This window comes from Sphingomonas phyllosphaerae (assembly GCF_036946485.1).
Taxonomy (GTDB): domain Bacteria; phylum Pseudomonadota; class Alphaproteobacteria; order Sphingomonadales; family Sphingomonadaceae; genus Sphingomonas; species Sphingomonas phyllosphaerae_E.
The window spans coordinates 106,369-131,951 of record NZ_JAQIJA010000002.1; the positions used below are offsets into that span (position 1 = coordinate 106,369).

The window sequence follows — 25,583 nt, forward strand, 5'->3', positions numbered from 1 at the left end:
TGCTCCGTGCAGTAGGGAGAGACCGGCATCGGACTAGCGATGATCCGTTAACAGTGGGTTAGGGACGCAACCCGACTTTGGCCGGGTCGATCGACCCGCTACGCTTGCATCGGGCGCGCCGTGGACGCATAGACCGCCGCAAACTCGCCAGCACCGGCCCATATTCAAGGAATTTCGCGCTTGGCCTCGAAACCCGCCCGCCCGCGCAGCCCGCATCTGTTCAGCGGCCCCATGCAATTGCACTATCGCTGGAGCCCGGCGATGACCGCGTCGATCGTGCACCGCGCGACCGGCGACGGCATGGCGACGATCGGCACGCTGCTGCTGGTCTGGTGGCTGGCCTCCATTGCGGCGGGTCCTGCGGCCTATGGCGTGTTCCTCGACGTGTTCACCACCTCCACCGGGGCGCTGAACGTGCTCGGCTGGATCGTCGGGGTCGGGCTGACCTGGTCGGTGTTCCAGCATATGATGAGCGGCATCCGCCATCTGGTGATGGATACCGGCGCCGCGTTCGAGCTGAAGATGAACCAGCGGCTGGCACTGCTGACCTTCGTCGCCTCGACGCTGCTGACGGTCGCGTTCTGGCTCTATCTGGGGAACAAGTGATGGGTACCGAGATCGGCCGCGTCCGCGGGTTGGGCAGCGCCGGGCATGGCGCGCAGCATTGGTGGCACCAGAAGCTGACCGCCGGCACCAACTTCCTGCTGATCGTCTGGCTGCTGGCGTCGATCGCGACGCTGCCGTCCTATGACCATGCGACCGTGCGGCTGTGGCTGCATTCGGCCTGGGCGGCGATCCCGATGGCGTTGCTGATCGCGTCGGTCTTCTATCACTTCCGCCTCGGCCTGCAGGTGGTGATCGAGGATTATTCGCATAAGGAAAGCCGCTTCGTGCTGACCGTCCTCGTCAACGTCTTCACCGCCGCGACCGCTGGCACCGCCATCTTCTCGATCCTCAAGGTCGCTTTCGGAGCCGCCGCCTGATGTCCGCCGACGCTTACAAGATCATCGACCATACGTATGACGCCGTCGTCGTGGGTGCGGGCGGCTCGGGCCTGCGCGCCACCATGGGCATCGCCGAGAGCGGGCTGAAGACCGCGTGCATCACCAAGGTGTTCCCGACCCGGTCGCACACCGTTGCCGCACAGGGCGGGATCGCCGCGTCGCTCGGCAACAACACGCCGGACCATTGGTCGTGGCACATGTTCGACACCGTCAAAGGCTCCGACTGGCTCGGCGACCAGGACGCGATCGAATATATGGTCCGCGAGGCGCCCGCCGCCGTCTATGAGCTGGAGCACGCCGGCGTGCCGTTCAGCCGCAACGACAATGGCACGATCTACCAGCGGCCGTTCGGCGGGCACATGCAGAACATGGGCGAGGGCCCGCCGGTGCAGCGCACCTGCGCCGCCGCCGACCGGACCGGCCACGCGATGCTCCACGCGCTGTACCAGCAGAGCCTGAAGTACGACGCGGACTTCTACGTCGAATATTTCGCGCTCGACCTCATCATGGAGAACGGCGCGTGCCGCGGCGTGATCGCGCTGTGCATGGAAGACGGTTCGATCCACCGCTTCCGCGCGCATGCGGTGGTGCTGGCGACCGGCGGCGGCGGGCGCGTCTACCAGTCGGCGACCTCGGCGCATACCTGCACCGGCGACGGTAACGGCATGGCGCTGCGCGCCGGGCTGGCGTTGCAGGACATGGAGTTCGTGCAGTTCCACCCGACCGGCATCTACGGCGCGGGCGTGCTGATCACCGAGGGCGCCCGCGGCGAGGGCGGGTATCTGACCAACTCCGAGGGCGAGCGCTTCATGGAGCGCTATGCCCCGTCCGCCAAGGATCTGGCGAGCCGTGACGTCGTCGCGCGCTCGATGGCGATGGAGATGCGCGAGGGGCGTGGTGTCGGTAAGGACAAGGACCACATCTACCTCCACCTCGACCATATCGATCCCAAGGTGCTGCACGAGCGGCTGCCGGGGATCACCGAGACGGGCAAGATCTTCGCGGGCGTCGACCTGACGCGCCAGCCGCTGCCGGTGACTCCGACGGTCCATTACAACATGGGCGGCATCCCGTGTAACTATCACGGCGAGGTCGTGCGGCTGAAGGACGGCGATCCGGACTCGGTGGTGCCGGGGCTGTTCGCGGTCGGCGAGGCGGCGTGCGTGTCGGTGCACGGCGCGAACCGGCTCGGCTCGAACTCGCTGATCGACCTTGTTGTGTTCGGCCGGGCGACGGGTCTCCGGCTCAAGGATACGCTCAAGCCGAATACGCCGCACAATCCGCTGCCCAAGGGCTCGGAAGAGATGGCGCTCGGCCGGCTCGATCACTTCCGCCACGCCAAGGGCGGCACGCCGACCGCCAAGCTGCGCGCCGAGATGCAGCGGACGATGCAGCGCCACTGCGCGGTGTTCCGCGACAGCGATCTGCTCAGCGAGGGCGTCGCGAAGATCGAGACGATCTATCAGGGAATGAACGACGTCAGCGTCGTCGATCGCTCGCTGATCTGGAACACCGATCTGGTCGAGACGATGGAACTCGACAATCTGATCGGCCAGGCGGTCGTGACGATGAAGAGCGCCGAGAACCGCAAGGAAAGCCGTGGTGCGCACATGCACGAGGACTTCCCCGAGCGCGACGATGCGAACTGGATGAAGCACACCATCACCACCTTCGACGGCTGGGGTGGCAAGGGCGGTGCGACGAACATCGATTATCGCCCGGTGCATGATTACACGCTCACCGACGATGTCGAGTACATCAAGCCGAAGAAGCGCGTTTACTAAGGTTGATGTCGCCCCGGACTTGATCCGGGGCACCGCTTTTCCGGGCGTCGGAAGAAGCGGGGCCCCGGCTCGAGGCCGGAGCGACGACTCATAGGAGCTGCGTGCCTATCGTAGCTGAGAAAGAGCGTGTTCCGAGTGTCACGCTCTCTTACCGGATCGCCGCCTTGTAGGACAGTGGCGGAACTCGCGCCGGGCTCGCGGCTTGAGCGCGGCATGACCGAGAACCACAACGCCGCCGCCTATCCGCTGCTCGCCGTGCCGCACATCCAGCTCCACGGCACCGTGGACGAGATGATGTACGCGAACTTCAAGGACCAGCTCGCCGCCGCACCCGGCGACGGGCCGATCGTCGTGTCGATCACGACGCTCGGCGGCGACCCGGAGATGGCGCGGGCGATGGGTGATTCGATCCGCTTGTTGCGGGAATATACCGGGCGCGAGGCGCTGTTCCTTGGCAAGGTCGCGGTCTATTCGGCGGGCGCGACGTTCATGTCCGCCTTCCCGGTCGACAAAAGGTTCCTGACGCGAAACTCGCGGATCATGATCCACGAGCGGATCATGAACTCGACCGTCCAGCTTTCCGGTCCGCTCAACACCTTGGCGCCGGTGCTCAAGGCCAAGCTCAACGAAATCGAGGATTCGATCCGCATCCAGGAAGAAGGATTCGCCGACCTGGTGCGCGGCAGCAAGGTGCCGCTCGACGAGCTGAAGCAACGCGCACCGAACAATTGGTATATCGAGGCGGCGGAGGCGCGCGAACTCGGGCTGGTGCTCGACATCATCTGACGCTCACGCAAAGGCGGGCGCACGGCGGAGCTGCTGATAGGCGGCGATGACCTTGCCAAGCGCCGCCTCGTGGCTGCGGTCGCCGCCGTTGCGGTCGGGATGATAGCGGCGGACGAGTTCCGAATAGCGCTTGCGGAGCGCGGTGCGGTCGGCATCGGGCGACAGTCCCAACGTCTCGAGGCTGCGCCGATCCTCGCCGGTCAGACGACGACCATCGGCACGCGCCGCGGTGCGGGCGTATTTGGCGCCGATCGCGTCGAGCGGGTCGGTGAAGTCGGCCCAGCGCGGCCCCTGATCGCCCATCCGCGTCCGCGAAAAGGCGCGGGTCTCACCCTCCCAGCCGGCCATCGGACGTTGCGCCTGATGAATCTCCTCGGCGGTCATGCCGTCGAAGTAATTGTACCCGGCGTTGAACGCGCGGACATGGTCGAGGCAGAACCAGCGGAAGCGCGGCGGGCCGTCGTGCGCGCCCGCGCCCTCCAGCGGCGGCGCGCGGAACTCGCCGGGCTCGGCGCAGCCGGGATGCGCGCAGGGTTTGTCCGAGTCCGCCACCCGGCCATGGAAACGCGTATGGGGTCGATCGTTCTGGGGCTTCACCACTCACTCGTCGCTTGACGCACAAGACGCGCTATATGGGGTCGCATGACTGACATCGCCACCTTGATCACCGAGCGGCTGACCGCTGCGCTTTCCCCGACCAAGCTCGAGGTCGTCAACGAAAGCGCGCAGCATCGCGGGCATCTCGGCGACGACGGGACGGGCGAAAGCCACTTCCGCGTCATCGTCGAGAGCGTCGCGTTTGTCGGCCAGTCGCGGGTCGCGCGGCAGCGGCTCGTCAACCGCGCGCTGGCCGATTTGCTGGCGGAGCGGATCCATGCGCTGGCGATCCAAGCAAAGGCACCCGGCGAATGACCTACGACCTGTGGTACTGGCCGACCATTCAGGGGCGCGGCGAGTTCGTGCGGCTGGTGCTGGAGGCGGGTGGGATCGGATATCGCGACCGGGCCCGGGAGGACGGCGCGGAGGCGATGATGCGCGACATGGCGGCGCGCGGTCCGCGCGGTCCGTTCGCGCCGCCGTATCTGGTCACGGATGACGTCACCGTCGCGCAGGTGGCGGACATCGTGCTGTTCCTGCAAGACCGCCATGGCATCGGGCCGCAGGATCAAGGGACGCGGTACTGGCTGCACCAGTTGCAACTGACCGTCGCCGATCTGGTCGCTGAGGTCCATGCGGTGCATCACCCGGTCGATCCGATGGCCTATTACGACGAGCAACGTGCCGAGGCGGCACGGGCGGCGGCGCAGTTCCGTGGCGCGCGCATCCCCAAGTTCCTCGACCATTTCGAGGCGGCGGCCGGAGCCGAAGAGGGCACGTTCGTTGCCGGAGCGGCGTGGAGCGGGGTCGACATGGCGCTGTTCCAGATCATCGAAGGCTTGCGGTACATGTTCCCGCGGCGGATGGCGGCGCTCGCCGGACACTATCCGCAGCTGACGGCGCTGCACGATGCGGTGGCGGCGTATCTGGCGAGCGAGCGGCGGGTGGCGTTCAACACCGACGGCATCTTCCGACATTATCCCGAGCTGGACGGCGACGACTGAGCGCCGCCGTCCGCCGAAGCGTCAATCCTTGAGCGCCGCCGGCACCGTGCCGCCGCTCTTCTCCAACTCGCGCATCACCGCCTTGTGGAGCCAGATGTTCATCTCGGCCGAACCATCCTTTTCGCCCTGATAGCCGAGTTCGGTGGCCAGTTCCTTGCGGTTGGCGAGGCTGGAATCGAGATCGAGCAGCTTCATCAGATCGACAATCGACGTCCGCCAGTTGAGATCGGGGTTGCCCTTGCGCTGCGCGATGCCGGTCAACACCGCCTCGACATCGACCGGGGCCTGCGCGGCGGGTGCAGGCGCAGGAGCCGCCGGGGCGGGAGCCGGGCTGGGCGAGGCGGGCGCGGCCGGTGCGCTGGGGGCCGGCGCGGCGGCGGGGGCATCCTTCTTTCCCGAGAACTGGCCGCCGAGCGGGCCGTGGTCGCCGAAGATCGCCTTCTTGATCGCGCCGAAGATGCTCATGTCGGATGGCTCCTGTGTGGTGGGTGTCGCGCAGGCAACGTCGGCGGTCGGCGAAGGTTCAGGCGCATCGTCCCGCGACGGCGGCGCGGCGCGGGCGCCGAACCATGCGTCGCGTTCGTAGGCGAGTTGCGCGAGCATCGCCCAATCCGCATCCTCGGGCGGGTCGCCCATCAGCGCCTCCTCGGCCTCGGTGAGCGAGCGTTCGTAATCGGCGTTGGCGGGATCGCCCTCCTCGATCCCGAGAAAGCCGGCGGGCGGCGGGAAGAAGGTGCGCCAGTCCTCCGCCTCGTCGTCCCACCAGACCGGCTCCTCGGGCGGCGAATGTTGCGAATGTTGAGACGCTGGCGGGGTCGGAGCGGGCGCGGGCGGGGCGGCGAAGGCGATCAGCCCGGCGGCCTCGGCGCGTGTCCATTGTTCGGCGGACCAGTGCTGGCGCTGCGCGGGGTCGAGATCGGCGACCGGCACGTCGGCGGCGCTGGCGTGGCCGGTGCGCGCGAAGCGGTCCGCGGCGGCGAGCGCGTAGAGCGGGGCGAGATCGGGGGCGGTGGCGTCGTCTGCGTCGAGCGCGCCGCTGCGCTGTGCGAGGAACAGCCCGGCGCGTGCGGCGCCGCCGCCTCCCGCGACGAGATCGAGATAGGCGTCGAACTCCTGCGCGACGAGCCGCGCGGCCTTGACGTCGGTGTCGGGGGCGGCCTCCACCTGCCGGTCGAGGCGCGCGAGCAGGCTCATTGCGAGGCGGTTGTCGTGGCGGTGGCGGGTGACGATCGAGCCGTCGGCGCGGGTGTAGGTGTCGGTCTGGCCGTGGAGCGCGCGGGCCATCAGCGTCTCGGCGACGACCTCGCGCGCGACGAGCGACGCGGCGCGCCAGCCGAGCGCGAACGCCGCGCCCTTGGCGGTGCGGCGGAAGGCATAGGCGGAGGTGGCGGACAGCCCGACCCGCGCGCAGGCGGCGTCGACGCCGTGGCCCTCGGCGATCGCTTCGAGGAAGGTGCGCTGGTTGGTGGCGGACCAGCCGTCGTGGCGGCGGGACTGGGTGGTATCGGTGAGGAGGGTGACGGCGGGGGGCGGCGTCGTGGCCCGGCGGGCGGGGGCGGTGATGCCTTCCATCGGGGTCATGACGGTCATGTTGGGTGCGCCTCCTGCGGAAAGGGTGCGGGAGGGTGGCTTATGTTGGAGCGTGTAGGACAGGGACGTCACATTTGCGTCTGTGGTTGTCTGCCGTTCTTCTGGACCGTCGACGCAAGCCAAGGTACTATACGAGCCGCACATATTTGAGGGCTTCATGGCAACTGCGTCACCAGATCTCACTGTACGCGGCGAGGCCGTTGAGCGCGTCTATGGCAACTACAATGAGCGTCGTTTTGTAGTAAATCGTCGATATCAAAGGAAGCTGATATGGACGATTGAAGAAAAGCAGGCGTTCATTGACTCAATACTGCGCGGCTTTCCGGTTCCGCTAATCCTGCTGGCAGAAAGTGCTAGCAGGTCTGGTAATGATCTTGAAATCATTGATGGAATGCAGCGGCTCGACGCGATCGTTTCGTTCATTGAAAATAGGTATTCTGTTGCGGGGCAATTTTTTGACTTGGAAACAATGGCGGTAACGAAGGAGCTTGTTGACCGCCGCGCTCTTGCGCAAAAGCAGCCTAAGATGGAGAGATCCGCGTGTGTCGCGATAGCTTCATACCTTGTGCCCTTGTCAATCTACGAATTTGCAGACGAGCAAGCAATCGATACCATCTTCCGTCGAATTAATTCCGGCGGTCGTCAACTGTCTCGGCAAGAACTGCGCTCTGCGGGGGCTACTGGTCATTTTGCCACGCTGGTTCGAAAGCTAGCCGCAAAAGTTAGGGGCGACGATTCGTTCTCAGATGTCTTACGTTTAAACGAGATGCAGAAAATCAGTATTACCAATAAGGATCTAAGTTATGGGATCCCGGTTGATGATATGTTTTGGGTATCAAATGGCATTCTATCCCGCGACAATGTACGAAAAAGCCAAGATGAAGAGTTAATTGCTGATATAATCTCTTACATGGTTAATGATGCGGCTGTTTCGTCAAGAACGGAGTTCTTGGATGACTACTATCAAGGTGGTGAAGGATTTTCAGCGGTAAGGTTCGAAGAGATAGAGAACCTTGTGCAGCGCCGAACGGCTGAGCTCGTTCAGCTGGATTTTCTTCGTGTCCTTGATCAGATAAAGTTAACGCTTGAAAAGGCCGGTGAAACCTTCACCCAACTTTTCTTTAGTGAGCGCCAAGAGAATCCGGTTCCAAGATACTTCCAAGCAATATTTCTTGCGTTGCATGATCTTCTTGTGAGTAAAAATCTACAAGTGACTGACCGTGATGCATTCATAAAAGGCATTCGAGCGAGTGCCGATCATATCAAGGTGCAGGGTGGTGGTGGTCGCTGGGGTTCGGAAAATAGGGAAAAGGCTGTTGAAGCTGCGGTTGGAATTTATCAGAAGCATTTTTCTCCTGCGACCGAGGTTGATCCCGCTAAAATTGTTTGGATAACTCAGCTTCAAAATCTACTTAGCCAGTCGTATACCGAGCAAAGCGCATATGACTTTAAGCAAGGCTTTCTTAATCTCTCGGGAACGTCATCTTTCGATGAGGACTCTTTCGATAAAATAATGCAAACATTAGTTGGCATTGCTAATCTCGGAAAGGGAAGGAAGGGTTATGTTTTGGTTGGTGTAGCGGAGAACGCAGCAACGGCCGCAAGAGTCGAGTCGGTGTCTGGCAGCTCTCCTAGAACGTATGAGTCCTTCTTTGTGACTGGCGTTGGGCATGAGGCTGAGAAAATCGGCAAGAATGCAGATCAGATGTTTCAGATGATTGTCGATAAAGTGAGGTCATCCGCCGTCTCTGAGCCTTTAAAGGGCTACATTGCCAGTAACATCAAGCCGGTTCGATACTACGATAAGACGGTTTATGTTTTTGAGGCCGTAGGTATGCCCGATCCGAGCCTTTATAAAGAAGACTATTACGTGAGATCAGGGGCTCAATTGGAGAAGCTTCAGCCTTCACAACTGCCGCAATTTTTTAAAAGATATCTGTTGATTTGATTTAGCCATTTCCTCCGAGGGGCGGCCTGATCTTATCAATCACCAAGACTTTTAGAACGGCCGAACAATTCGCTCCGCCGTTCACCCCTCCCTCAACAACGGCACCAGATACCGCCCCGTAAAGCTCCGCGGTTCCTTCACCACCTCCTCGGGCGTGCCGGCGGCCACGATCTCGCCGCCCTTTACGCCGCCTTCGGGCCCCAAGTCGACTATCCAGTCGGCGGTCTTGATGACGTCGAGATTGTGTTCGATCACCACCACCGTGTTGCCCTGCTCGACAAGCGCGTGGAGCACCTCCAGCAGCTTGCGGACGTCCTCGAAATGCAGGCCGGTGGTCGGTTCGTCGAGGATATACAGCGTGTTGCCGGTGGCGCGGCGGCTGAGTTCCTTGGCGAGCTTGACGCGCTGCGCCTCGCCGCCCGACAGGGTCGTCGCCTGTTGCCCGACCTTGACGTAGCCGAGCCCGACCTCGACCAACATCGCCATCTTGTCGCGGATCGGGGGCACGTTGGCGAAGAAGCTGGCGGCGTCCTCGACGGTCATGTCTAGCACGTCGGCGATGCTGTGCCCCTTGTGCTTCACCTCCAGCGTCTCGCGATTGTAGCGCGCGCCGTGGCAGACGTCGCAGGTGACATAGACATCGGGGAGGAAGTGCATCTCGATCTTGAGCACGCCGTCGCCCTGGCACGCCTCGCAGCGCCCGCCCTTGACGTTGAACGAGAAGCGCCCGGGCTTGTAACCGCGCGCCTGTGACTCGGGGAGGCCCGCGAACCAGTCGCGGATCTGCGTGAACGCGCCGGTGTAGGTGGCGGGGTTGGAGCGCGGGGTGCGGCCGATCGGCGACTGGTCGATGTCGATGACCTTGTCGAGATGCTGGAGCCCGGTGATCTTGTCGTGCTTGCCCGCGAGGATGCGCGCGCCGTTGAGCGTGCGCGCCGCGGCGGCATAGAGCGTGTCGATCGTGAAGCTCGACTTGCCCGACCCCGACACGCCGGTGATGCAGGTGAAGGTGCCGAGCGGGATCGACGCGGTGACGCCGGTCAGGTTGTTGGCGGTGGCGTTGTGGACGGTGAGCTTCTTGCCGCTGCCCTTGCGGCGCTTGGCCGGGACCGCGACTTCGCGGGTGCCGTTGAGGTAATCGGCGGTGACCGAGGTCTTGCTCTTGAGCAATTGCTTGACGGTGCCCTGCGCCACGATCTGCCCGCCGTGGACGCCCGCGCCCGGCCCCATGTCGATCACATAATCGGCCATGCGGATCGCATCCTCGTCATGCTCGACGACGATCACGGTGTTGCCGAGGTCGCGCAGGCGGCGCAGCGTGGCGAGCAGCATGTCGTTGTCGCGCTGGTGCAGCCCAATCGACGGCTCGTCGAGGACGTAGAGCACGCCCGACAGCCCGCTGCCGATCTGGCTGGCGAGGCGGATGCGCTGGCTCTCGCCGCCCGACAGCGTGCCGCTGGTGCGGTCGAGGTTGAGATAGTCGAGCCCGACGTTGTTGAGGAAGCCGAGCCGCTCGATGATCTCCTTCAGGATGCGTTCGGCGATCGCGCGCTGCTGGTCGCCCAGGTGGTTGGGGAGGTCGGTGAAGAAGGCGAGCGCGTCGACCACGCTCATGCGGGTGGCGTGGCTGATGTCCTCGCCGGCGATCTTGACCGCCAGCGCCTCGGGCTTGAGCCGCGCGCCCTTGCAGACCTCGCACGGCTGGCTCGACTGGTATTTGGACAGCTCCTCCTTCATCCACGCGCTCTCGGTCTGGAGCAGGCGGCGGTTGAGGTTGCCGATCACGCCCTCGAACGGCTTCTTGACGTCGTAGCTCTTCTTGCCGTCGATGAAGGTCAGCGTCACCGCCTTGCCCTCGGTGCCGTAGAGGATCTTGTCGGCGATCTCGGGGTGCAGCTCGCCCCAGGCGGTGTCGAGCGAGAAGCCGAACTCGCGCGCGAGGCTGGCCATCACCTGCATGTAATAAGGCGAGGGCGGGTTGGACTTGGCCCAGGGGACGACCGCGCCCTTCTTGATCGACAATTCGTGGTTGGGGACGATCAGGTCCTCGTCGAACACCAGTTTCTCGCCGAGCCCATCGCATGCCGGGCACGCGCCCTGCGGGGCGTTGAACGAGAACAGGCGCGGCTCGATCTCGGTGATCGTGAAGCCGCTGACCGGGCAGGCGAACTTCTCGGAGAAGACGATGCGGCCGGGCGGGGCGTGGTCGCCGAGCACGACGCTTTCGGGGGTGCGCGGCTCGACCGGGTCGGCCGGGTCGATGTACGCCAGACCGTCGGCGAGCTTGAGCGCGGTCTCGAAACTGTCGGCGAGGCGGGTGGCGGCGTTCTCGTTGACCGCGAGCCGGTCGACGACCACCTCGATGTCGTGCTTGTACTTCTTGTCGAGCGCCGGGGCCTCGTCGATCTCGTGGATCTGGCCGTCGATGCGGACGCGGGTGAAGCCCGCCTTCTGCCACTCGGCCAGCTCCTTGCGATACTCGCCCTTGCGGCCGCGCACGACGGGCGCGAGCAGGTAGAGCCGCGTGCCCTCGGGCAGCGCCATCACGCGGTCGACCATCTGGCTGACGGTCTGCGCGGCGATCGGCAGCCCGGTGACCGGCGAATAGGGCACGCCGACACGCGCCCACAGCAGGCGCATGTAATCGTAGATCTCGGTGACGGTCGCGACCGTCGAGCGCGGGTTGCGGCTGGTGGTTTTCTGCTCGATCGAGATCGCGGGGGACAGGCCCTCGATATGGTCGACGTCGGGCTTCTGCATCAGCTCGAGGAACTGGCGCGCATAGGCCGACAGCGATTCGACGTAGCGGCGCTGCCCCTCGGCATAGATGGTGTCGAAGGCGAGGCTCGACTTGCCCGACCCCGAGAGGCCGGTGATCACCGTCAGCGTATCGCGCGGGATGTCGACGCTCACGTCCTTGAGGTTGTGCTCGCGCGCGCCGCGGACGGAGATCGTCGTCAATGCCATAAGGGAGTTTGTTCCATATCTGTTCGGCCGCGTCCAGCCCCGCGGCGAGCGCGCGATGTGGGGCGGGTGCCGCACTGCGGCAAGACGCATCAGCGACGCGACGGTTGCGGGGCGGTGGTGGTGTCTTATATGAATGCGACAGTCAGGAGACGCGAGGCGATGGCCAAGAAGAAGAAGGGTAAGCTGCCCAAGGAAGTGCTGGGGGTGAAGGTGCCCAAGGAACTGCGCAAGGCCGGCGAAAAGCTGATCGAGCAGGTGCAGGGGCCGGCGGGCAAGCAGGCGCTGGCGGCGGTGGTCGGCGCTGTGGCGACCGCGGCGCTGACCCGCGAGGCGGCGAAGGCGGCGGAGCGGGCCGGGGAGGCTGATGGCGCGAAGCCGGAGGCGGCGCGGGCCGAACCCGGCGAGGCGTTCGCGCGCGCGGCCGAGTTGCTGGTGGGGAAGATTTTCGCGCCGCGTTCTTGAAGGGGCTCGGCTGGAGCGACTCCCTGCCTCCGTCGTCGGCCCGGACTTGATCCGGGGCCCCGCTTTTTGTCGGAAGGCGTGGAAAAGAAGCGGGATCCCGGATCAAGTCCGGGATGACGGAGGGGGTGCAACCGGGGCGGGGTTGATGCACTGTGGCGGTGATGACGCAGGACGATGACAAGCGCGCTGCCGCCGAGGCAGCGGTGGCCGAGGTGCAGCCCGACATGCTGGTCGGGCTCGGCACGGGGTCGACGGTGCGCTTCGCGATCGAGGCGCTGGGGCGACGCGTCGCGGAGGGCCTGCGGATCACCGCGGTCGCGACCAGCATCGACAGCGCCGAACGCGCGGCGGCGCTCGGGATCGTGGTGCGCGACTTCGCCGAGGTGGCGCGGGTCGACCTCACGATCGACGGCGCGGACGAGGTGGACGACCGGCTGTGGGCGATCAAGGGTGCGGGCGGGGCGATGCTGCGCGAGAAGATCGTCGCCGCGGCCTCGACGCGGATGGTGGTGATCGCCGACGCCTCGAAGCGGGTGGCGGCGATCGGCGCGGCCAAGCTGCCGGTCGAGGTGCTGCCGTTCGCGAAGGGCTATGTCGCCGATCGGCTGGCAATGCTCGATGCGGCCGTGACGGTGCGCGACGGGGTGACCGACAACGGCAATCTCGTGCTCGACGCGCGGTTTGCGGTCTTTCCCGACCCGGTGACGCTGGCGGCGGCGCTGGATGCGACTCCCGGCGTGCTCGGGCACGGGCTGTTCCTCGACGAAGTGGATGCGACCTATGTCGCGGATGACGGCGTCGTTACGCGGCTGGAACGCGTCGAGGTGAGCGGGTAAGGGGGCGGGACTCGGCAACCGGCGTCGCGCCGGTGCGTTCGACCCCGTGACTCCCGACATGAGGATTGCATGACCGACACCGCCAGCTCGCCCGCCGGTTTCCACGAGGACGGCAGCCCGGAGCGGCTGCAGATCGATACGATCCGCACGCTGTCGATGGACGCCGTGCAGAAGGCCAATTCGGGCCACCCCGGCACGCCGATGGCGCTCGCGCCGGTCGGCTGGACGGTGTGGACGCAATTCCTGCGCTACGACCCGGCACACGCCGATTGGCCGAACCGCGACCGCTTCGTGCTGTCGGTCGGCCATGCCTCGATGCTGCTCTACTCGCTGCTGTATCTCGCCGGGGTCGAGGAGATCGACGCCGAGGGCAACAAGACCGGCAAGCCGGCGATGTCGCTCGATGACATCAAGCAGTTCCGCCAGCTGTCGTCCAAGACGCCGGGCCACCCCGAATATCGCCACACCACCGGCGTCGAGACGACCACCGGGCCGCTGGGCGCGGGCTGCGGCAATTCGGTCGGGATGGCGATCGCCGAGCGCTGGCTGGCGGCGCGCTACAACCGCCCGGGTTTCGCGCTGTTCGATCACGACGTCTATGTGCTGTGCGGCGACGGCGACATGATGGAGGGCGTCTCGGCCGAGGCGGCGTCGCTGGCCGGGCATCTCAAACTCAGCAATCTGTGCTGGATCTACGACAGCAACCAGATCTCGATCGAGGGCGATACCGATCTGGCGTTCGACGAGGACGTCGGCGCGCGCTTCCATGCATATGGCTGGAACGTCATCCATGTCGATGACGCCAACGATGTCAAGGCGCTGACCGAGGCGCTTGACGCGTTCCGCGAGGAAACCGAGGCGCCGACGCTGATCGTCGTCAAGTCGGTGATCGGCTGGGGCTCCCCGCGCGCCGGCAGCGAGAAGGCGCATGGCGAACCGCTGGGCGCCGAGAATATCGCCAAGACAAAGGAAGCGTACGGCTGGCCGGCCGAGGACTTCTTCGTGCCCGAGGGCGTGAAGGAAGCGTTCAGCAAGGCGGTGAAGGACCGCGGCGGCAAGGCGCGTGACGAATGGGTAGCGCTGTTCGACAAGTATCGCAGCGAACATGCTGATCTTGCGGCGGAACTCGACCTGCTGCTCAAGGACGAGCTGCCGGAGGGCTGGGACAGCGAAATCCCGACCTTCGAGGCCGACGAAAAGGGCGTCGCCAGCCGCGACGCGGGCGGCAAGGTGCTCAACGCGATCGTCAAGAAGGTGCCGTGGCTGCTCGGCGGCTCGGCCGACCTGTCGCCGTCGACCAAGACCGACATCAAGGGCGCGGCGTCGTTCGAGGCCGACAATTACGGCGGCTCGAACTTCCACTTCGGCGTGCGCGAGCATGGCATGGGGGCGGTGGTCAACGGCATGGCGCTGTCGCACCTGCGCGCCTATGGCTCCACCTTCCTCGTGTTCCTCGATTACATGCGCGCGCCGGTGCGGCTGTCGGCGATCATGGAGATCGGCGCGGTGTGGGTGTTCACGCATGACTCGATCGGCGTCGGCGAGGACGGGCCGACCCACCAGCCGATCGAGCATCTCGCGACGCTGCGCGCGATCCCGGGGATCGACACGTTCCGGCCGGGCGACGCCAACGAGGTCGCAGCGGCATGGCGGGCGGTGATGAAGGATGCAAGCACCCCGGCGGCGCTGATCCTGTCGCGGCAGGCGCTGCCGACGCTCGATCGCTCCAAGTACGCGAGCGCGGATGGCGTCGAAAAGGGCGCCTATGTGTTGGCGGGTGGCGAGGAGACGCCGGACGTGATCCTGATCGCGACCGGATCGGAAGTGTCGCTGGCGGTTCAGGCCTATGAGAGACTGGTCGCCGAAGGCGTCAAGGCGCGCGTCGTGTCGATGCCGAGCTGGTATCGCTACGAATTGCAGGATGCCGCCTACAAGGAGAGCGTGCTGCCGCGGGCGGTGAAGGCGCGCGTCGCGATCGAGATGGCCGGGTCGCTCGGCTGGGATCGCTACGTCGGGTACGAGGGGCGGCAGATCACGATGTCGACCTTCGGGGCGTCGGCGCCGCTCGCCAAGCTGCAGGACAAGTTCGGCTTTACGGTCGAGAATGTCGTGAAGGTGGCCAAGGAAGCGATGGCGTGAATGTCGCCCCTGCGAAGGCAGGGGCCCATGACTATATCGGCAGGCGACACCGTGCGCGGTGAGAGACATGGATCCCCGCCGGCGCGGGGATGACAGACCGGAGAGAGCAGATGAGCAAGCTACAGGACCTCAGCAACGCCGGCACCGCGGTGTGGCTGGACTTCGTCGATCGCAAGTTCCTCGAACAGGGCGGTTTGCAGAAGCTGGTCGACGAGGACGGGCTGACCGGGGTCACCTCCAACCCGACGATCTTCGAGAAGGCGATGGGCGCGGGCGATGCCTATGACGCGGGGTTCGCCGAATTCGACAAGGCCAATCCGGGCGCCGAGCCGATGGCGCGCTACGAGGCGCAGGCGATCAAGGACATCCAGGCGGCGTGCGACACGCTGCGCCCGGTCTACGACCGGCTGGATTCCAAGGACGGTTATGTCAGCCTTGAGGTGTCGCCGTATCTCGCGCTGAAGGGCCCGGAAACCGCCGAGGAAGCCGAGCGGCTGTGGCAGGCGGTCGACCGCCCGAACCTGATGATCAAGATCCCCGGCACCGACGACGGCGTGCGCGCGATCCGCGACACGATCGCCAAGGGGATCAACGTCAATGTGACATTGCTGTTCGGGGTCGAGGCGTACAAGAAGGTCGCCTATGCCTATGTCGAGGGGCTGGAGGAGCGCATCTCCAAGGACTTGTCCGTAGAGCGGATCGCGAGCGTGGCGAGCTTCTTCGTCAGCCGGATCGACAGCAAGATCGACGATGCGATCGACGCCGGCACCGGCGGCGAAGAGGCCAAGGCGCTGAAGGGCAAGGTGGCGATCGCCAATGCCAAGCTGGCCTATGCCTGGTATCAGGAGTTCATCGCCTCGGAGCGCTGGCAGAAGCTGGCGGCGAAGGGCGCGCAGCCGCAGCGGCTGCTCTGGGCGTCGACGGGCACCAAGAACCCCGATTATCCCGATACGCTGTACGTCGACCAGCTGATCGGGCCGGAGACGGTCAACACCATGCCGCCCAAGACGATGGACGCGTTCCGCGACCATGGCACGGTCGCGCAGACGCTGACGCAGGGCGTCGATGAGGCGCGGCATGTGATCGCGGAGCAGGCGCGGCTGGGGCTCGATCTGGACGGCGTGACCAAGACGCTTGTCGACGAGGGCGTGGCGAGCTTCTCCAAGTCGTTCGACGATCTGTTGAAGGTGATCGGCGAGAAGCAGCCGGCGAACGCTTGATTTTGCGAGGTGAGAAGGGGGCGGGGGCTGGCGACCGCCTCCGCCCTTTTCTGCCAAGGCTCGCTGCTCGCCTCACCCACACCGTTCGTGCTGAGGAGCCGTCGAGCGAAGTCGAGATGGCGTCTCGAAGCACGGTTGTTGCGCGTGTCCTTCGAGACGGGGCTTCGACAGGCTCAGCCCCTCCTCAGGACGAACGGGGCGGGGGAGGCACACACGCTCACGACTGGAACGGCGCCGCGATCTCCGGCGTGATCCGCAGCAGCCGCCCGGTTGCGCGGTCGAGCAACGCCCATGTCGTCACGCCCTCGACGCGCAGCTTGCCGTCGGTGCCGAGGAAGCGGAAGTGGCGGTCGAAACGCGCGCCGCGCGGGGGGTCGGGCACCCAGGTCTCGCCGGTCACCGTCTCGCCTTCCACGACATTGCCGCGATAGTCGATGACGTGGCGGGTGATCATCCAGACATAGGCCGCCTGGTGGGCCGGCGGGGCGATCGCCGCCCAGTGCGCGACCGACAGCTCCTGTATCCAGCGCACCCAGACGGCGTTGTTGACATGGCCCAGCTCGTCGATGTCGGCGGGTTGCGCGGTGAAGGTCTGCGTGAAGGTCATGCGTGACGCGCCTTGTACCAGCGCCAGCCCGCGAAGGCGATGCCCGCCGCGAGCAGCGCGCCGACCGCCCACCACAGATGCCGGTCGGCGACGATCCGACCGAGCAATTGCTCGAAGCCATGCCCGAACAGATAGCCGATCCCGGTGAACAGGATCGCCCAGCAGGTCGCCGACACGCCGTTGACGATCGCGAAACGCCGTGCCGAGACGTTGGTCGAGCCGATCGCGATCGGGCTGACGGTGCGCAGGCCATAGAGGAAGCGGAAGGCGAAGATGAACGCGGTCGGATGGCGCTCGAACGCGGCGACCGCGCGCGCGAACGCGGGCTTGGCGCGCGCGGCGGCGATCCAGCGGTGGTCGCGGAAATGGCGGCCGGCGTAGAACCACGCCTGATCGGCCGCATAAGAGCCGAGCCCGGCGGCGAGCATCGCGAGCGGCAGCGACAACAGCCCCTTGTGTGCTAGGATGCCGCCCGCCATCACCGCCGCCTCGCCCTCCAGCGCCGCGCCAGCGAATAGCGCGGCGAGCCCGTAACGCGCGACGATCGCCTCGATCGTCATGCCGCGGTCATGCCTCGACGCCCAATTGCCACAGCACGAAGGCATGTTCCTCGGCGGCCTCGCGCAGGCTCTCGAAGCGACCGGACTTGCCGCCATGGCCTGCGCCCATGTTGGTCTTGAGCAGCAGGACGTTATCGTCGGTCTTGGTGGCGCGCAGCTTCGCGGCCCATTTGGCGGGCTCCCAATAGGTCACGCGCGGATCGTTGAGCCCGCCCGAGATGAAGAGCGACGGGTAATTCTGAGCCTTCACATTGTCATAGGGAGAGTAGCTGCGAATAAGTTCGAAGGCTGCCTTGTCCTCGATCGGATTGCCCCATTCGGGCCATTCGCCGGGCGTGAGTGGCAACGTCTCGTCGAGCATCGTGTTGAGCACGTCGACGAACGGCACGTCGGCGATCACCGCGCCCCATAGCTGCGGATCGGAATTGACGACCGCGCCCATCAGCTCGCCGCCCGCCGAACGTCCGGCGATCGCGATGCGACCCGCGCTCGTCCAGCGTTGTTCGATCAACCCCTTCGCAACGTCGACGAAGTCATTGAAAGTATTGGTGCGCTTCTCGAGCTTGCCGTCGTGATACCATTGCTGGCCAAGGTCGTCGCCGCCGCGGATGTGCGCGATTGCATATGCGAAGCCGCGGTCGAGCAGGCTGAGGATGCCGGTCGAGAACCCCGGCGGGATCGCGTGGCCGTAGGCGCCGTAAGCGTAGAGGAACAACGGCCGCGAGCCATCACGTGGAAAGTCGCGCGGATAGACGATCGACACGGGCACTTCGGTGCCGTCGCGGGCGGCGATCTTCAGTCGCTGGGTGTCGTACTTCGTCGCGTCATAGCCGCTCGGGATTTCCTGCACCTTCAATGTGGTGAGTTCGCCGGTCGCCGTGTCATAGTCGTAGACGGTGCTCGGTGTTACCATCGACTCATAGCCGAGGCGCAGAACTGTCTGTTCGTACTCGGGATTGTCGCCGAGCCCCGCGGCGTAGCTCGCTTCCGGGAAAGCGATGCGCCGCGGCGGCGAGGCGGGATCGTAGGCGTGGATCTCAATTTGATCGAGCCCGTCCTCGCGGCCCTCGACGATGAAGAAGTCGCGGAAACATTCGACACCGGTCGTGTAGAAATGCGGGCTCGGCGCGATCCGCTCGGTCCATTCGCCGGGCGCGGAGATCGGCGCGGTGACCAGCCGCCACATCGGGTCGGTGTCGTTGGTGTGGATGAAGAGCGTGTCGTCGTGCGTGTCGACGTCATATTCGCGTCCGGGCTGGCGTGGCGCGATCAGGATCGGTTCGACGAACGGGTCGCTTGCCGGCAGGAGCCGGATCTCGCTGGTGACGTGATCGCCGGTGCCGATCACCATCCACTTGCGGTCGCTGGTTTCGCCGACCGCGACGCGATAGCCCTCGTCATCCTCATGATAAAGCTCGACATCCTCGGCCGGGTCGGTGCCGAGCCGGTGGAAGCGCGCATTGTCGGTGCGCCATTCCTTGTTAGCGAGCCCGTAGAGGAAGCCGCTGTCGTCGGCGGTCCAGACGATCTCGGACAGCATGCCGGGGATCGTGTCCGGAAGCAGGGCGCCGGTGGTCAGGTCCTTGACGTGGATCGTGAACCGCTCCGAGCCATTGTCGTCAATGGCATAGGCCAGCTTGCTCGCATCGTTCGAGATCGAGAAGGCGCCGAGCCGGAAATATTCCTTGCCCTCGGCCAGCGCCGGTTCGTCGAGCAGCAGTTCGTCGGGGCCGCCCGCGACCGGCTTGCGCCACCATTTGCGATACTGACCGCCGGTCTCGAAGGCGGTCCAGTAGAGATGGTCGCCATCCTTTTGCGGAACGCTGCTCTCGTCCTCCTTGATGCGGCCTTTCATCTCTTCGTAGAGGCGGTCGACCAACGGGCGGTGCGGCGCCATCTGCGCCTCGAAATACGCGTTCTCTTCCTCCAGATAGGCGAGAATGTCCTTGTCCGTGACGTCGGGGTAGTTCGGGTCCTTCAGCCACGCCCAGGGATCGTCGATCGTGATGCCGTGCATCGTGTAGCTGTGCGGGCGGGTGGCGGAGACGGGGGGCGTGGGTTCGGTCATAGGCGCTTCCTAACGCGCGATATTGCCAAACGTCACCCTCTTGTCGGCGCGCGCGGCACGGCGCACATCGCCGGGCATGAGCGTCGTCACCCGTTTTGCGCCCTCGCCGACCGGGCGGCTGCACATGGGACATGCCTTTTCCGCACTGCGCGCACACGATTTTGCGCGTGAGCGCGGCGGGCGGTTCCTGCTGCGGATCGAGGATATCGACGGCACGCGCAGCCGGCCCGAGCATGTCGCGACGATCATCGATGACCTGCGCTGGCTGGGCCTGAAATGGGACGGAGAGGTAGTGTGCCAGTCGGCGCGGCTGGATCGCTATGCTGCCGCTCTTGAGCATCTGCGCGAGATGGGCCTGCTATATCGTTGTTATTGCACACGCGCAGAGATAGCGGAGGCATTGAGCGCGCCACATGACGCGGTCGCCGTCTATCCGGGAACCTGTCGCCATGCGCCGGTGCGGGATGCGCCGCATTGCTGGCGGCTCGACATGGCGGCGGCGGTGGCGCGCTGCGGTGACCTGTCGTGGAGCGATCATGGGCAGACGGTGGCGAACGCGGCGCTGGCGCAAGGCGATGTGGTGCTGGCGCGCAAGGATGCGCCGGCGAGCTATCATCTGGCGGTGACGGTCGACGATGCGGCGCAGGGCGTGACCGATGTGGTACGCGGGCGCGATCTGTTCGAGGCGTCGCATGTCCACCGGGTGCTGCAGGCGTTGCTGGAACTGCCGGTGCCGCGATGGTGGCATCATGACCTGCTGACGGGTGAGGATGGCGCGCGGCTGGCGAAGCGGCATGGCGCGCCGACGCTCGCGGCGATGCGCGAGGCGGGGGTGGATGGAGGCGAGGTGGCGGCGCGGCTGCGGGCGGGGGTGGTGTAGGTCGTCGTCGCCCCTGCGTAGGCAGGGGCCTATGGCTGCGTCGGCTTGGTGAGCGGTTTGACACAGGGCTTGGCCGGTTGTGTGTCGGCCTTTCTCTTCCACTCTACAGACATGGGCCCCTGCCTTCGCAGGGGCGACGGGCTTCGGGTCTTGCCGCGACGGGCTGGGTTCGCCTATGAGCCCCGCATCCGCATGGACCCGGTGCAAATCCGGGTGGCTATCCCGGCCGCCGATCCGCCGGGCAACCTCCACGTATCGTTCCGAACCCAGCGTCCCCTGCGTGGGCGCCGATGCGTGTTGTGGTTTCAACAGGCTCATGACCAATATCTTTTCGCATTTCCGATCCGCATGGTGCGCGGATGTGGGCGAGGCGCGCCGCGAGATCCTCGCCGGGGTCGTCGTCGCGCTGGCGCTGATCCCCGAGGCGATCGGTTTTTCCATCATCGCCGGAGTCGATCCGCGCGTCGGGCTTTATGCCTCGATCGCGATCGCGATCGTCATCTCGCTGCTCGGCGGGCGGCCGGCGATGATCTCCGCGGCGACCGCTGCTGTCGCCGTCGTCGTGACCCCGCTGGTTCGCGAACATGGTGTCGACTATCTGTTCGCCGCGACGATCCTGATGGGCGTCATCCAGATCGTCGCGGGGCTGCTGCGGCTCGACCTGCTGATGCAGTTCGTCTCGCGCTCCGTCATCACCGGCTTCGTCAACGCTCTGGCGATATTGATCTTCATGGCGCAACTGCCGCAGCTTATCGGCGTGAGCTGGCACAGCTATGCGCTGGTCGCGGGCGGGCTGGCGATCATCTACCTGCTGCCGCGCGTCACCAGGGCGGTGCCGTCGCCGCTGGTCGCGATCGTCGTGTTGACGGTGCTGGCGATCCTGCTCGGCCTACCGGTGCGCACCGTCGGCGATATGGGACGGCTTCCCGAGGGGCTGCCGTCGCTCGCGCTGCCGCAGGTGCCGCTGACGCTGGAGACGCTGCGCATCATCCTGCCCTATTCGCTGACGATGGCGGCGGTCGGGCTGCTCGAATCAATGCTGACCGCGCAGATCGTCGACGACATGACCGATACCGAGAGCGACAAGCGCCGCGAATGCATGGGGCAGGGCGGCGCGAACCTCGCGGCTGCGCTGGTCGGCGGGATGGGCGGCTGCGCGATGATCGGGCAGTCGGTCATCAACGTCACCTCGGGCGGGCGCAAGCGGCTGTCGACCTTCGTCGCGGGCGCGTTCCTGCTGTTCCTGCTGGCGGTGCTGGGGCCGGTGGTCGGGCGCGTGCCGATGCCGGCGCTGGTCGCGGTGATGGTGATGGTGTCGATCGGCACCTTCAGCTGGAACTCGATCCCCAATCTGCGCCGCCACCCGCCGACCTCGTCGATCGTGATCCTCGTCACGGTGGCGGTCGTCGTCGCGACCCGCGATCTGGCGCAGGGCGTCGCGGCGGGCGTGCTGCTGTCGGGGATCTTCTTCGCGGGCAAGGTGCGGCGGATGTTCGCGGTCGAGCGCGTCGCGAGCGATCCGGTCCGCTACCGGGTGCGTGGCGAGATTTTCTTCGCCTCGGTCGACCTGTTCACGCGCGCCTTCGCCGCGGAACGGGCGTCGTCGGTGGTGATCGACGTCTCGGCGGCGCATTTCTGGGACATCTCCGCGGTCGCGGCGCTCGACAAGATCGTCGCGCGGCTACGGCGCGAAGGGGCGGCGGTCGAGATCGTCGGCTATAATGAGGCGAGCGCGGATCTGGTCGATCGCTTCGCACTGCATGACAAGACCGGGTTCGAGCTTGGCGCCGTACCGCATTGAACGAAAAGAAAAGGGGCATCGGTCACCCGGACCGATGCCCCTCTCGCCATCCGGCGGGATGGGCTGATTATGATGCCTTGGGCAGACGGATCGTCGGGCCGATCGAATCCACCACCGCACGCGCATTGAAGGCGCGGACGTTGCCACGATCGGGCGTGCCCTTGAACATCACGATCTCGGCCGATGCCTCGTACCGGTCGACGGTGCGGATGTCCTGGCCACCGCCCCAGCCGCCCCACGGGCCGCCCCAGAACGGGTCCCAGGCGCGATAGCCGAAGCCGCGGCCGTAGAAGCCCCAACGCGGACCCCACAGACCGCCGCCGAACGCGCCGAAGCCAGGGCCCCAGCCGCCGCCGAAGCCGGGCGTCGAATAGGTGCGCGCCTGACGATCGGTATCGCGATCGGCCATCACGAAATAATCGTAACCGTTCTGGAGCGTCAGCTCGGCAGAGCGGAACAGCAGATAACGTTCAACGACATCGCGATCGGTGACGGTGTTGCCGGCAAAGGTGACGCGGTAACGGTTGGGTTCGATCCGCAGGTCGCTGTAACCGGTGCGGTAGAAGCCGCTGCCCGTCGCGGGCCGATACGCAGTCTCGGTGGCGCAGGCCGCGACCAGCGTCGTGCTGGCCGCCAGCGCCATCACCATCGCTGAGCGGCCGAACTTCTTCATCATGGCGTACTCTCCAACGCACCCGGGCGGTGCGACGAGCCGTCGCATAGCCGAGATGAGTGGAACGTGCGATGAACGAAATCGCTCCGCGGCGGCGCGGCGGTGTAGCGGGCGGATTTCGCGGCGATTGTTCTGCGACGCGGTGGTGCCGTAAGATCGATGCCGGCATCGATTCGATGCGGATGGCGGGGGACGGTTCGATGAAGCTGATGGTGCCTGTGGCGGTGATGTTGCTTTCGATCCCCGCGCTGGCTTCGGCCAGGGAGCCCAAGCCCGTCGATCCCAATCAGCGCGTCTGCAAGGAAATGGGCGTGACCGGCAGCCGCTTCACCAAGAAGACATGCCACACGCGCGCCGAATGGACGCAGATCGACAAGGCGAATGCGAACGAGGCCAATGAGGCGATGCGGACTCGCCGGTCGGATTCGGGCTTGCCGCAGCAGGGTGGGTGAGCGGGCCACCGCTGGTGTGAACGGGTGCGGTCATGGCGGGGATAACGATGCAATCCGGGTCCTGATCGGGACGCCCTGGATTGCTTCGCTGCGCTCGCAATGACGCAGGAGGTTTCCAGATCGCGGACGCCGATAAGGTTCGGCAAGCGACGCCGTCATCGTGGTGGAGGATCGACCGTGAACCTCTCGATTTTCGCAACTTCCGAAGCGATTGGCTCCGGCGAAAAGAGGTGGCTCCCTGAGTAGGATTCGAACCTACGGCCGCTCGATTAACAGTCGAGAGCTCTACCGCTGAGCTATCAGGGAACGTCGTTCAACGTCGTGGAGGGGGTCTATAAAGCCGGATTTTCGGCGCGCAAGACCCTTATTTCATCTTTCTGACTTATGCGACGAACTGCTCCATCGTGATGCGATCGTCGAGCGCGTGCTCGGGATCGAACAGCAAGGTCAGCTCGCGCGCGCGGTCCATCGCGATGTCGACCTGCGCCACGTTGCGCACCTCGCGCTGGTCCGCGACCGCCGAGACGGGGCGCTTGCCCGCGTCGAGCACGCGCAGCGACACGCGCGTCTTGTCGGGCAGGATCGCGCCGCGCCAGCGCCGCGGGCGGAAGGCGCTGATCGGGGTCAGCGCCAGCATCTGCGAGCCGAGCGGCAGGATCGGGCCGTGTGCCGAGAGGTTGTAGGCCGTCGACCCCGCCGGCGTGGCGACCAGGATGCCGTCGCACGACAGTTCATCGAGCACGATGCGGTCGTTGATCCGCACCTCCAGCTTGGCGGTCTGGCGCGTCTCGCGCAGCAGCGACACCTCGTTGATCGCGGGCAGCGTGTGGATGCTGCCGTCGAAGCCGGTTGCGGTGGCGGTCAGCGGCGTCACCTTGAACGCCCGCGCTCGTTCGATCCGGCCGTCCAGATCGTGGCGGCGCCATTCGTTCATCAGGAAGCCGACGGTGCCGAGGTTCATCCCGAACACCGGGACGATCGCGCGCCGCCGCTCCAGCAGCAGATGCAGCGTCTGGAGCATGAAGCCGTCGCCACCCAGCGCGACGACCAGATCGGCGTCCTCCAGCGGGCACCAGTCCCACGCGTCGGCGAGTTCGGCACGCGCGGCCTGCGCGGGGGCGGTGGGCGAGGCGACCAGCGCCCGCCGGGAATAAAGCGTCATCCGCCGGTGACGCTCATATGCCGTGCGACCGCCGGACCCTCACCGTGCCCGATGCGGAAATCGTGGCGGCGCGGCTTGGTGGTCAGCGCATCCTCGATCGCGGCGTCGAGCGCCGCGACGCCACCTTCACGCAAGGCGGCGCGCAGGTCGCGATGATCGTCGTGGCCCAGGCAGGTATAGAGCCGGCCTTCGGTGGTCAGGCGGACGCGATTGCACCCGTCGCAGAAATTCTGCGTCAGCGGCGAGATCAGCCCGAGCCGCGTGGCGCTGCCGTCGACGCGCCAGTAGCGCGCCGGGCCGCCGGTCTGCGCCGCGTCGCGTTCCAGCCCGAAACGTGCGTCGAGCCGCTCCTTCACCGTGGTCAACGGCAGGAAGCGATCGGTGCGATCCTCGTCGATCGCGCCGAGCGGCATGGTTTCGATCAGCGTCAGGTCGTGACCCTCCGCAACGCACCAGTCGAGCATCGCGGCGATCTCATCCTCGTTGATGCCCCTCAGCGCCACCATGTTGATCTTGATCGCCAGTCCGGCGTCGCGCGCGGCGGCGATCCCGTCCAGGACCTGCGCGACATCGCCGTGGCGGGTGATGTGGCGGAAGCGATCGGGATCGCGGCTGTCGAGGCTGACGTTCAGCCGCCGCACCCCCGCGTCGCGCAACGCCGCGGCATGATCGCGCAGCCGGGTGCCGTTGGTGGTCATCGTCAGTTCGTCGAGCGCACCGCCGACGTGCCGGCCGAGCCGCTGGACCAGTTGCAGCACGTCGCGCCGCACCAGCGGTTCGCCGCCCGACAGGCGCACCTTGCGCACCCCGCGCGCCACGAACCGTTCGGCGATGATCGCCAATTCCTCGAGCGACGCGATTTTTTCGCGTGGCAGGAACGTCATATGTTCCGCCATGCAATAGCGACACCGCAGGTCGCAGCGATCCGTTACCGACACGCGCAAGTATCGGATCGTGCGGCCGAAGCCGTCGACAAGCGGCGCGGCCGTGCTGCTGTTCTGAGTCATCGCGGTCACAACGCGCGAAGCTATTGAGTCGTTCAC

General features: G+C 65.8%; 23 protein-coding genes, 1 tRNA gene and 1 other annotated feature. Of the genes, 14 read left to right on the forward strand and 10 right to left on the reverse strand.

What is annotated here, in order from left to right; genetic code table 11:
- Positions 1–180: 180 nt before the first annotated feature.
- The 4 genes from sdhC to PGN16_RS05990 all read left to right on the forward strand — a co-directional run bounded on the left by sdhC (position 181) and on the right by PGN16_RS05990 (position 3,574).
- A complete protein-coding gene (gene sdhC, locus PGN16_RS05975; RefSeq protein WP_335308503.1) occupies positions 181–606 on the forward strand; it encodes a succinate dehydrogenase, cytochrome b556 subunit in 426 nt (141 codons plus the stop codon).
- The gene (gene sdhD / locus PGN16_RS05980; RefSeq protein WP_335308504.1) at positions 606–983 is read left to right on the forward strand and encodes a succinate dehydrogenase, hydrophobic membrane anchor protein; all 378 of its coding nucleotides are present in this window, start codon (positions 606–608) and stop codon (positions 981–983) included. The genes sdhC and sdhD overlap by 1 nt, the downstream gene beginning before the upstream one ends.
- The gene (gene sdhA, locus PGN16_RS05985) at positions 983–2,788 is read left to right on the forward strand and encodes a succinate dehydrogenase flavoprotein subunit (protein WP_335308505.1); all 1,806 of its coding nucleotides are present in this window, start codon (positions 983–985) and stop codon (positions 2,786–2,788) included. The genes sdhD and sdhA overlap by 1 nt, the downstream gene beginning before the upstream one ends.
- 213 nt (positions 2,789–3,001) lie before the next feature.
- Entirely contained in the window at positions 3,002–3,574 is a 573-nt protein-coding gene (locus PGN16_RS05990; RefSeq protein ID WP_335308506.1) for a ClpP family protease, read from the forward strand.
- Between the two features lie 3 nt (positions 3,575–3,577).
- Here the strand turns inward: PGN16_RS05990 and PGN16_RS05995 are convergent, their stop codons facing one another.
- On the reverse strand, positions 3,578–4,126 hold the full coding sequence (locus tag PGN16_RS05995; protein WP_335308507.1) for a J domain-containing protein: 549 nt from the start codon (positions 4,124–4,126) through the stop codon (positions 3,578–3,580).
- Positions 4,127–4,216: 90 nt separating this feature from the next.
- Between PGN16_RS05995 and PGN16_RS06000 the strand changes: the two genes are divergently transcribed.
- Both PGN16_RS06000 and PGN16_RS06005 read left to right on the forward strand, forming a co-directional pair.
- Complete coding sequence (locus tag PGN16_RS06000; RefSeq protein ID WP_335308508.1) at positions 4,217–4,486, forward strand: BolA family protein; 270 nt, start codon at positions 4,217–4,219, stop codon at positions 4,484–4,486.
- Complete coding sequence (locus PGN16_RS06005) at positions 4,483–5,175, forward strand: glutathione S-transferase (RefSeq protein ID WP_335308509.1); 693 nt, start codon at positions 4,483–4,485, stop codon at positions 5,173–5,175. The genes PGN16_RS06000 and PGN16_RS06005 overlap by 4 nt, the downstream gene beginning before the upstream one ends.
- Before the next feature lie 21 nt (positions 5,176–5,196).
- Here the strand turns inward: PGN16_RS06005 and PGN16_RS20190 are convergent, their stop codons facing one another.
- A complete protein-coding gene (locus tag PGN16_RS20190; protein WP_443019588.1) occupies positions 5,197–6,765 on the reverse strand; it encodes a DUF3597 family protein in 1,569 nt (522 codons plus the stop codon).
- A gap of 157 nt (positions 6,766–6,922) precedes the next feature.
- Here PGN16_RS20190 and PGN16_RS06015 point away from each other — a divergent pair, with 157 nt between their 5' ends.
- Entirely contained in the window at positions 6,923–8,713 is a 1,791-nt protein-coding gene (locus PGN16_RS06015; RefSeq protein WP_335308510.1) for a DUF262 domain-containing protein, read from the forward strand.
- Positions 8,714–8,794: 81 nt separating this feature from the next.
- Here PGN16_RS06015 and uvrA read toward each other — a convergent pair whose 3' ends face one another.
- Positions 8,795–11,680 carry an excinuclease ABC subunit UvrA gene (uvrA, locus tag PGN16_RS06020; RefSeq protein WP_335308511.1) on the reverse strand — a complete coding sequence of 962 codons (2,886 nt, stop codon included), beginning with the start codon at positions 11,678–11,680 and terminating at the stop codon, positions 8,795–8,797.
- Between the two features lie 159 nt (positions 11,681–11,839).
- Here uvrA and PGN16_RS06025 point away from each other — a divergent pair, with 159 nt between their 5' ends.
- From PGN16_RS06025 to tal, 4 genes are all read left to right on the forward strand, one after another.
- A complete protein-coding gene (locus PGN16_RS06025; protein ID WP_335308512.1) occupies positions 11,840–12,142 on the forward strand; it encodes a hypothetical protein in 303 nt (100 codons plus the stop codon).
- 161 nt (positions 12,143–12,303) lie between these two features.
- Positions 12,304–12,978, forward strand: a complete 675-nt coding sequence (gene rpiA / locus PGN16_RS06030; protein WP_335308513.1) for a ribose-5-phosphate isomerase RpiA — start codon at positions 12,304–12,306, stop codon at positions 12,976–12,978.
- A gap of 69 nt (positions 12,979–13,047) precedes the next feature.
- A complete protein-coding gene (gene tkt, locus PGN16_RS06035; protein WP_335308514.1) occupies positions 13,048–15,117 on the forward strand; it encodes a transketolase in 2,070 nt (689 codons plus the stop codon).
- 110 nt (positions 15,118–15,227) lie between these two features.
- Positions 15,228–16,337, forward strand: a complete 1,110-nt coding sequence (tal, locus tag PGN16_RS06040; protein WP_335308515.1) for a transaldolase — start codon at positions 15,228–15,230, stop codon at positions 16,335–16,337.
- A gap of 217 nt (positions 16,338–16,554) precedes the next feature.
- On the opposite strand, the gene PGN16_RS06045 is transcribed toward tal, so the two are convergent.
- The 3 genes from PGN16_RS06045 to PGN16_RS06055 are packed head-to-tail and all read right to left on the reverse strand — an operon-like array spanning position 16,555 to position 19,572.
- Positions 16,555–16,944 carry an acyl-CoA thioesterase gene (locus PGN16_RS06045; protein WP_335308516.1) on the reverse strand — a complete coding sequence of 130 codons (390 nt, stop codon included), beginning with the start codon at positions 16,942–16,944 and terminating at the stop codon, positions 16,555–16,557.
- Positions 16,941–17,504, reverse strand: a complete 564-nt coding sequence (locus PGN16_RS06050) for a DedA family protein (protein ID WP_335308517.1) — start codon at positions 17,502–17,504, stop codon at positions 16,941–16,943. Before PGN16_RS06050 ends, PGN16_RS06045 begins: the two co-directional genes overlap by 4 nt.
- A 7-nt stretch (positions 17,505–17,511) precedes the next feature.
- Positions 17,512–19,572: a S9 family peptidase gene (locus PGN16_RS06055; RefSeq protein WP_335308518.1), complete on the reverse strand. Its 2,061-nt coding sequence runs from the start codon at positions 19,570–19,572 to the stop codon at positions 17,512–17,514.
- Positions 19,573–19,648: 76 nt separating this feature from the next.
- On the opposite strand from PGN16_RS06055, the gene gluQRS reads away from it, so the two are divergent.
- Both gluQRS and PGN16_RS06065 read left to right on the forward strand, forming a co-directional pair.
- The gene (gene gluQRS, locus PGN16_RS06060) at positions 19,649–20,452 is read left to right on the forward strand and encodes a tRNA glutamyl-Q(34) synthetase GluQRS (protein WP_335308519.1); all 804 of its coding nucleotides are present in this window, start codon (positions 19,649–19,651) and stop codon (positions 20,450–20,452) included.
- A gap of 191 nt (positions 20,453–20,643) precedes the next feature.
- Positions 20,644–20,699, forward strand: a sequence feature (sul1 is cis-regulatory element that is thought to sense ions involved in sulfur or methionine metabolism; They are found in Alphaproteobacteria).
- Between the two features lie 69 nt (positions 20,700–20,768).
- Entirely contained in the window at positions 20,769–22,253 is a 1,485-nt protein-coding gene (locus PGN16_RS06065; RefSeq protein WP_335308520.1) for a SulP family inorganic anion transporter, read from the forward strand.
- A 67-nt stretch (positions 22,254–22,320) separates the two neighbouring features.
- Here the strand turns inward: PGN16_RS06065 and PGN16_RS06070 are convergent, their stop codons facing one another.
- Entirely contained in the window at positions 22,321–22,926 is a 606-nt protein-coding gene (locus PGN16_RS06070) for a CC0125/CC1285 family lipoprotein (protein WP_335308521.1), read from the reverse strand.
- A gap of 71 nt (positions 22,927–22,997) precedes the next feature.
- Between PGN16_RS06070 and PGN16_RS06075 the strand changes: the two genes are divergently transcribed.
- Positions 22,998–23,378, forward strand: coding sequence for a hypothetical protein (locus tag PGN16_RS06075; protein WP_335308522.1), 381 nt, complete (start codon positions 22,998–23,000; stop codon positions 23,376–23,378).
- 231 nt (positions 23,379–23,609) lie between these two features.
- On the opposite strand, the gene PGN16_RS06080 is transcribed toward PGN16_RS06075, so the two are convergent.
- From PGN16_RS06080 to moaA, 3 genes are all read right to left on the reverse strand, one after another.
- Positions 23,610–23,684, reverse strand: a tRNA-Asn gene (locus tag PGN16_RS06080).
- A gap of 76 nt (positions 23,685–23,760) precedes the next feature.
- Positions 23,761–24,540 carry an NAD kinase gene (locus PGN16_RS06085; RefSeq protein WP_335308523.1) on the reverse strand — a complete coding sequence of 260 codons (780 nt, stop codon included), beginning with the start codon at positions 24,538–24,540 and terminating at the stop codon, positions 23,761–23,763.
- Positions 24,537–25,547 (reverse strand): GTP 3',8-cyclase MoaA, encoded by a 1,011-nt coding sequence (gene moaA, locus PGN16_RS06090; RefSeq protein ID WP_335308757.1) that lies wholly within the window; start codon positions 25,545–25,547, stop codon positions 24,537–24,539. The genes PGN16_RS06085 and moaA overlap by 4 nt, the downstream gene beginning before the upstream one ends.
- Between the last annotated feature and the right edge of the window lie 36 nt (positions 25,548–25,583).

Excerpts from the sequence above, each read along its gene's own strand:
- sdhD (WP_335308504.1), top strand. The coding sequence starts at position 606 with ATGGGTACCGAGATCGGCCGCGTCCGCGGGTTGGGCAGCGCCGGGCAT.
- sdhA (WP_335308505.1), top strand. The coding sequence starts at position 983 with ATGTCCGCCGACGCTTACAAGATCATCGACCATACGTATGACGCCGTC.
- PGN16_RS05990 (WP_335308506.1), top strand. The coding sequence starts at position 3,002 with ATGACCGAGAACCACAACGCCGCCGCCTATCCGCTGCTCGCCGTGCCG.
- PGN16_RS06000 (WP_335308508.1), top strand. The coding sequence starts at position 4,217 with ATGACTGACATCGCCACCTTGATCACCGAGCGGCTGACCGCTGCGCTT.
- PGN16_RS06005 (WP_335308509.1), top strand. The coding sequence starts at position 4,483 with ATGACCTACGACCTGTGGTACTGGCCGACCATTCAGGGGCGCGGCGAG.
- PGN16_RS20190 (WP_443019588.1), bottom strand. The coding sequence starts at position 6,765 with ATGACCGTCATGACCCCGATGGAAGGCATCACCGCCCCCGCCCGCCGG.
- PGN16_RS06015 (WP_335308510.1), top strand. The coding sequence starts at position 6,923 with ATGGCAACTGCGTCACCAGATCTCACTGTACGCGGCGAGGCCGTTGAG.
- uvrA (WP_335308511.1), bottom strand. The coding sequence starts at position 11,680 with ATGGCATTGACGACGATCTCCGTCCGCGGCGCGCGCGAGCACAACCTC.
- PGN16_RS06025 (WP_335308512.1), top strand. The coding sequence starts at position 11,840 with ATGGCCAAGAAGAAGAAGGGTAAGCTGCCCAAGGAAGTGCTGGGGGTG.
- rpiA (WP_335308513.1), top strand. The coding sequence starts at position 12,304 with ATGACGCAGGACGATGACAAGCGCGCTGCCGCCGAGGCAGCGGTGGCC.
- tkt (WP_335308514.1), top strand. The coding sequence starts at position 13,048 with ATGACCGACACCGCCAGCTCGCCCGCCGGTTTCCACGAGGACGGCAGC.
- tal (WP_335308515.1), top strand. The coding sequence starts at position 15,228 with ATGAGCAAGCTACAGGACCTCAGCAACGCCGGCACCGCGGTGTGGCTG.
- PGN16_RS06045 (WP_335308516.1), bottom strand. The coding sequence starts at position 16,944 with ATGACCTTCACGCAGACCTTCACCGCGCAACCCGCCGACATCGACGAG.
- PGN16_RS06050 (WP_335308517.1), bottom strand. The coding sequence starts at position 17,504 with ATGACGATCGAGGCGATCGTCGCGCGTTACGGGCTCGCCGCGCTATTC.
- PGN16_RS06055 (WP_335308518.1), bottom strand. The coding sequence starts at position 19,572 with ATGACCGAACCCACGCCCCCCGTCTCCGCCACCCGCCCGCACAGCTAC.
- gluQRS (WP_335308519.1), top strand. The coding sequence starts at position 19,649 with ATGAGCGTCGTCACCCGTTTTGCGCCCTCGCCGACCGGGCGGCTGCAC.
- PGN16_RS06065 (WP_335308520.1), top strand. The coding sequence starts at position 20,769 with ATGACCAATATCTTTTCGCATTTCCGATCCGCATGGTGCGCGGATGTG.
- PGN16_RS06070 (WP_335308521.1), bottom strand. The coding sequence starts at position 22,926 with ATGAAGAAGTTCGGCCGCTCAGCGATGGTGATGGCGCTGGCGGCCAGC.
- PGN16_RS06075 (WP_335308522.1), top strand. The coding sequence starts at position 22,998 with ATGAACGAAATCGCTCCGCGGCGGCGCGGCGGTGTAGCGGGCGGATTT.
- PGN16_RS06085 (WP_335308523.1), bottom strand. The coding sequence starts at position 24,540 with ATGACGCTTTATTCCCGGCGGGCGCTGGTCGCCTCGCCCACCGCCCCC.
- moaA (WP_335308757.1), bottom strand. The coding sequence starts at position 25,547 with ATGACTCAGAACAGCAGCACGGCCGCGCCGCTTGTCGACGGCTTCGGC.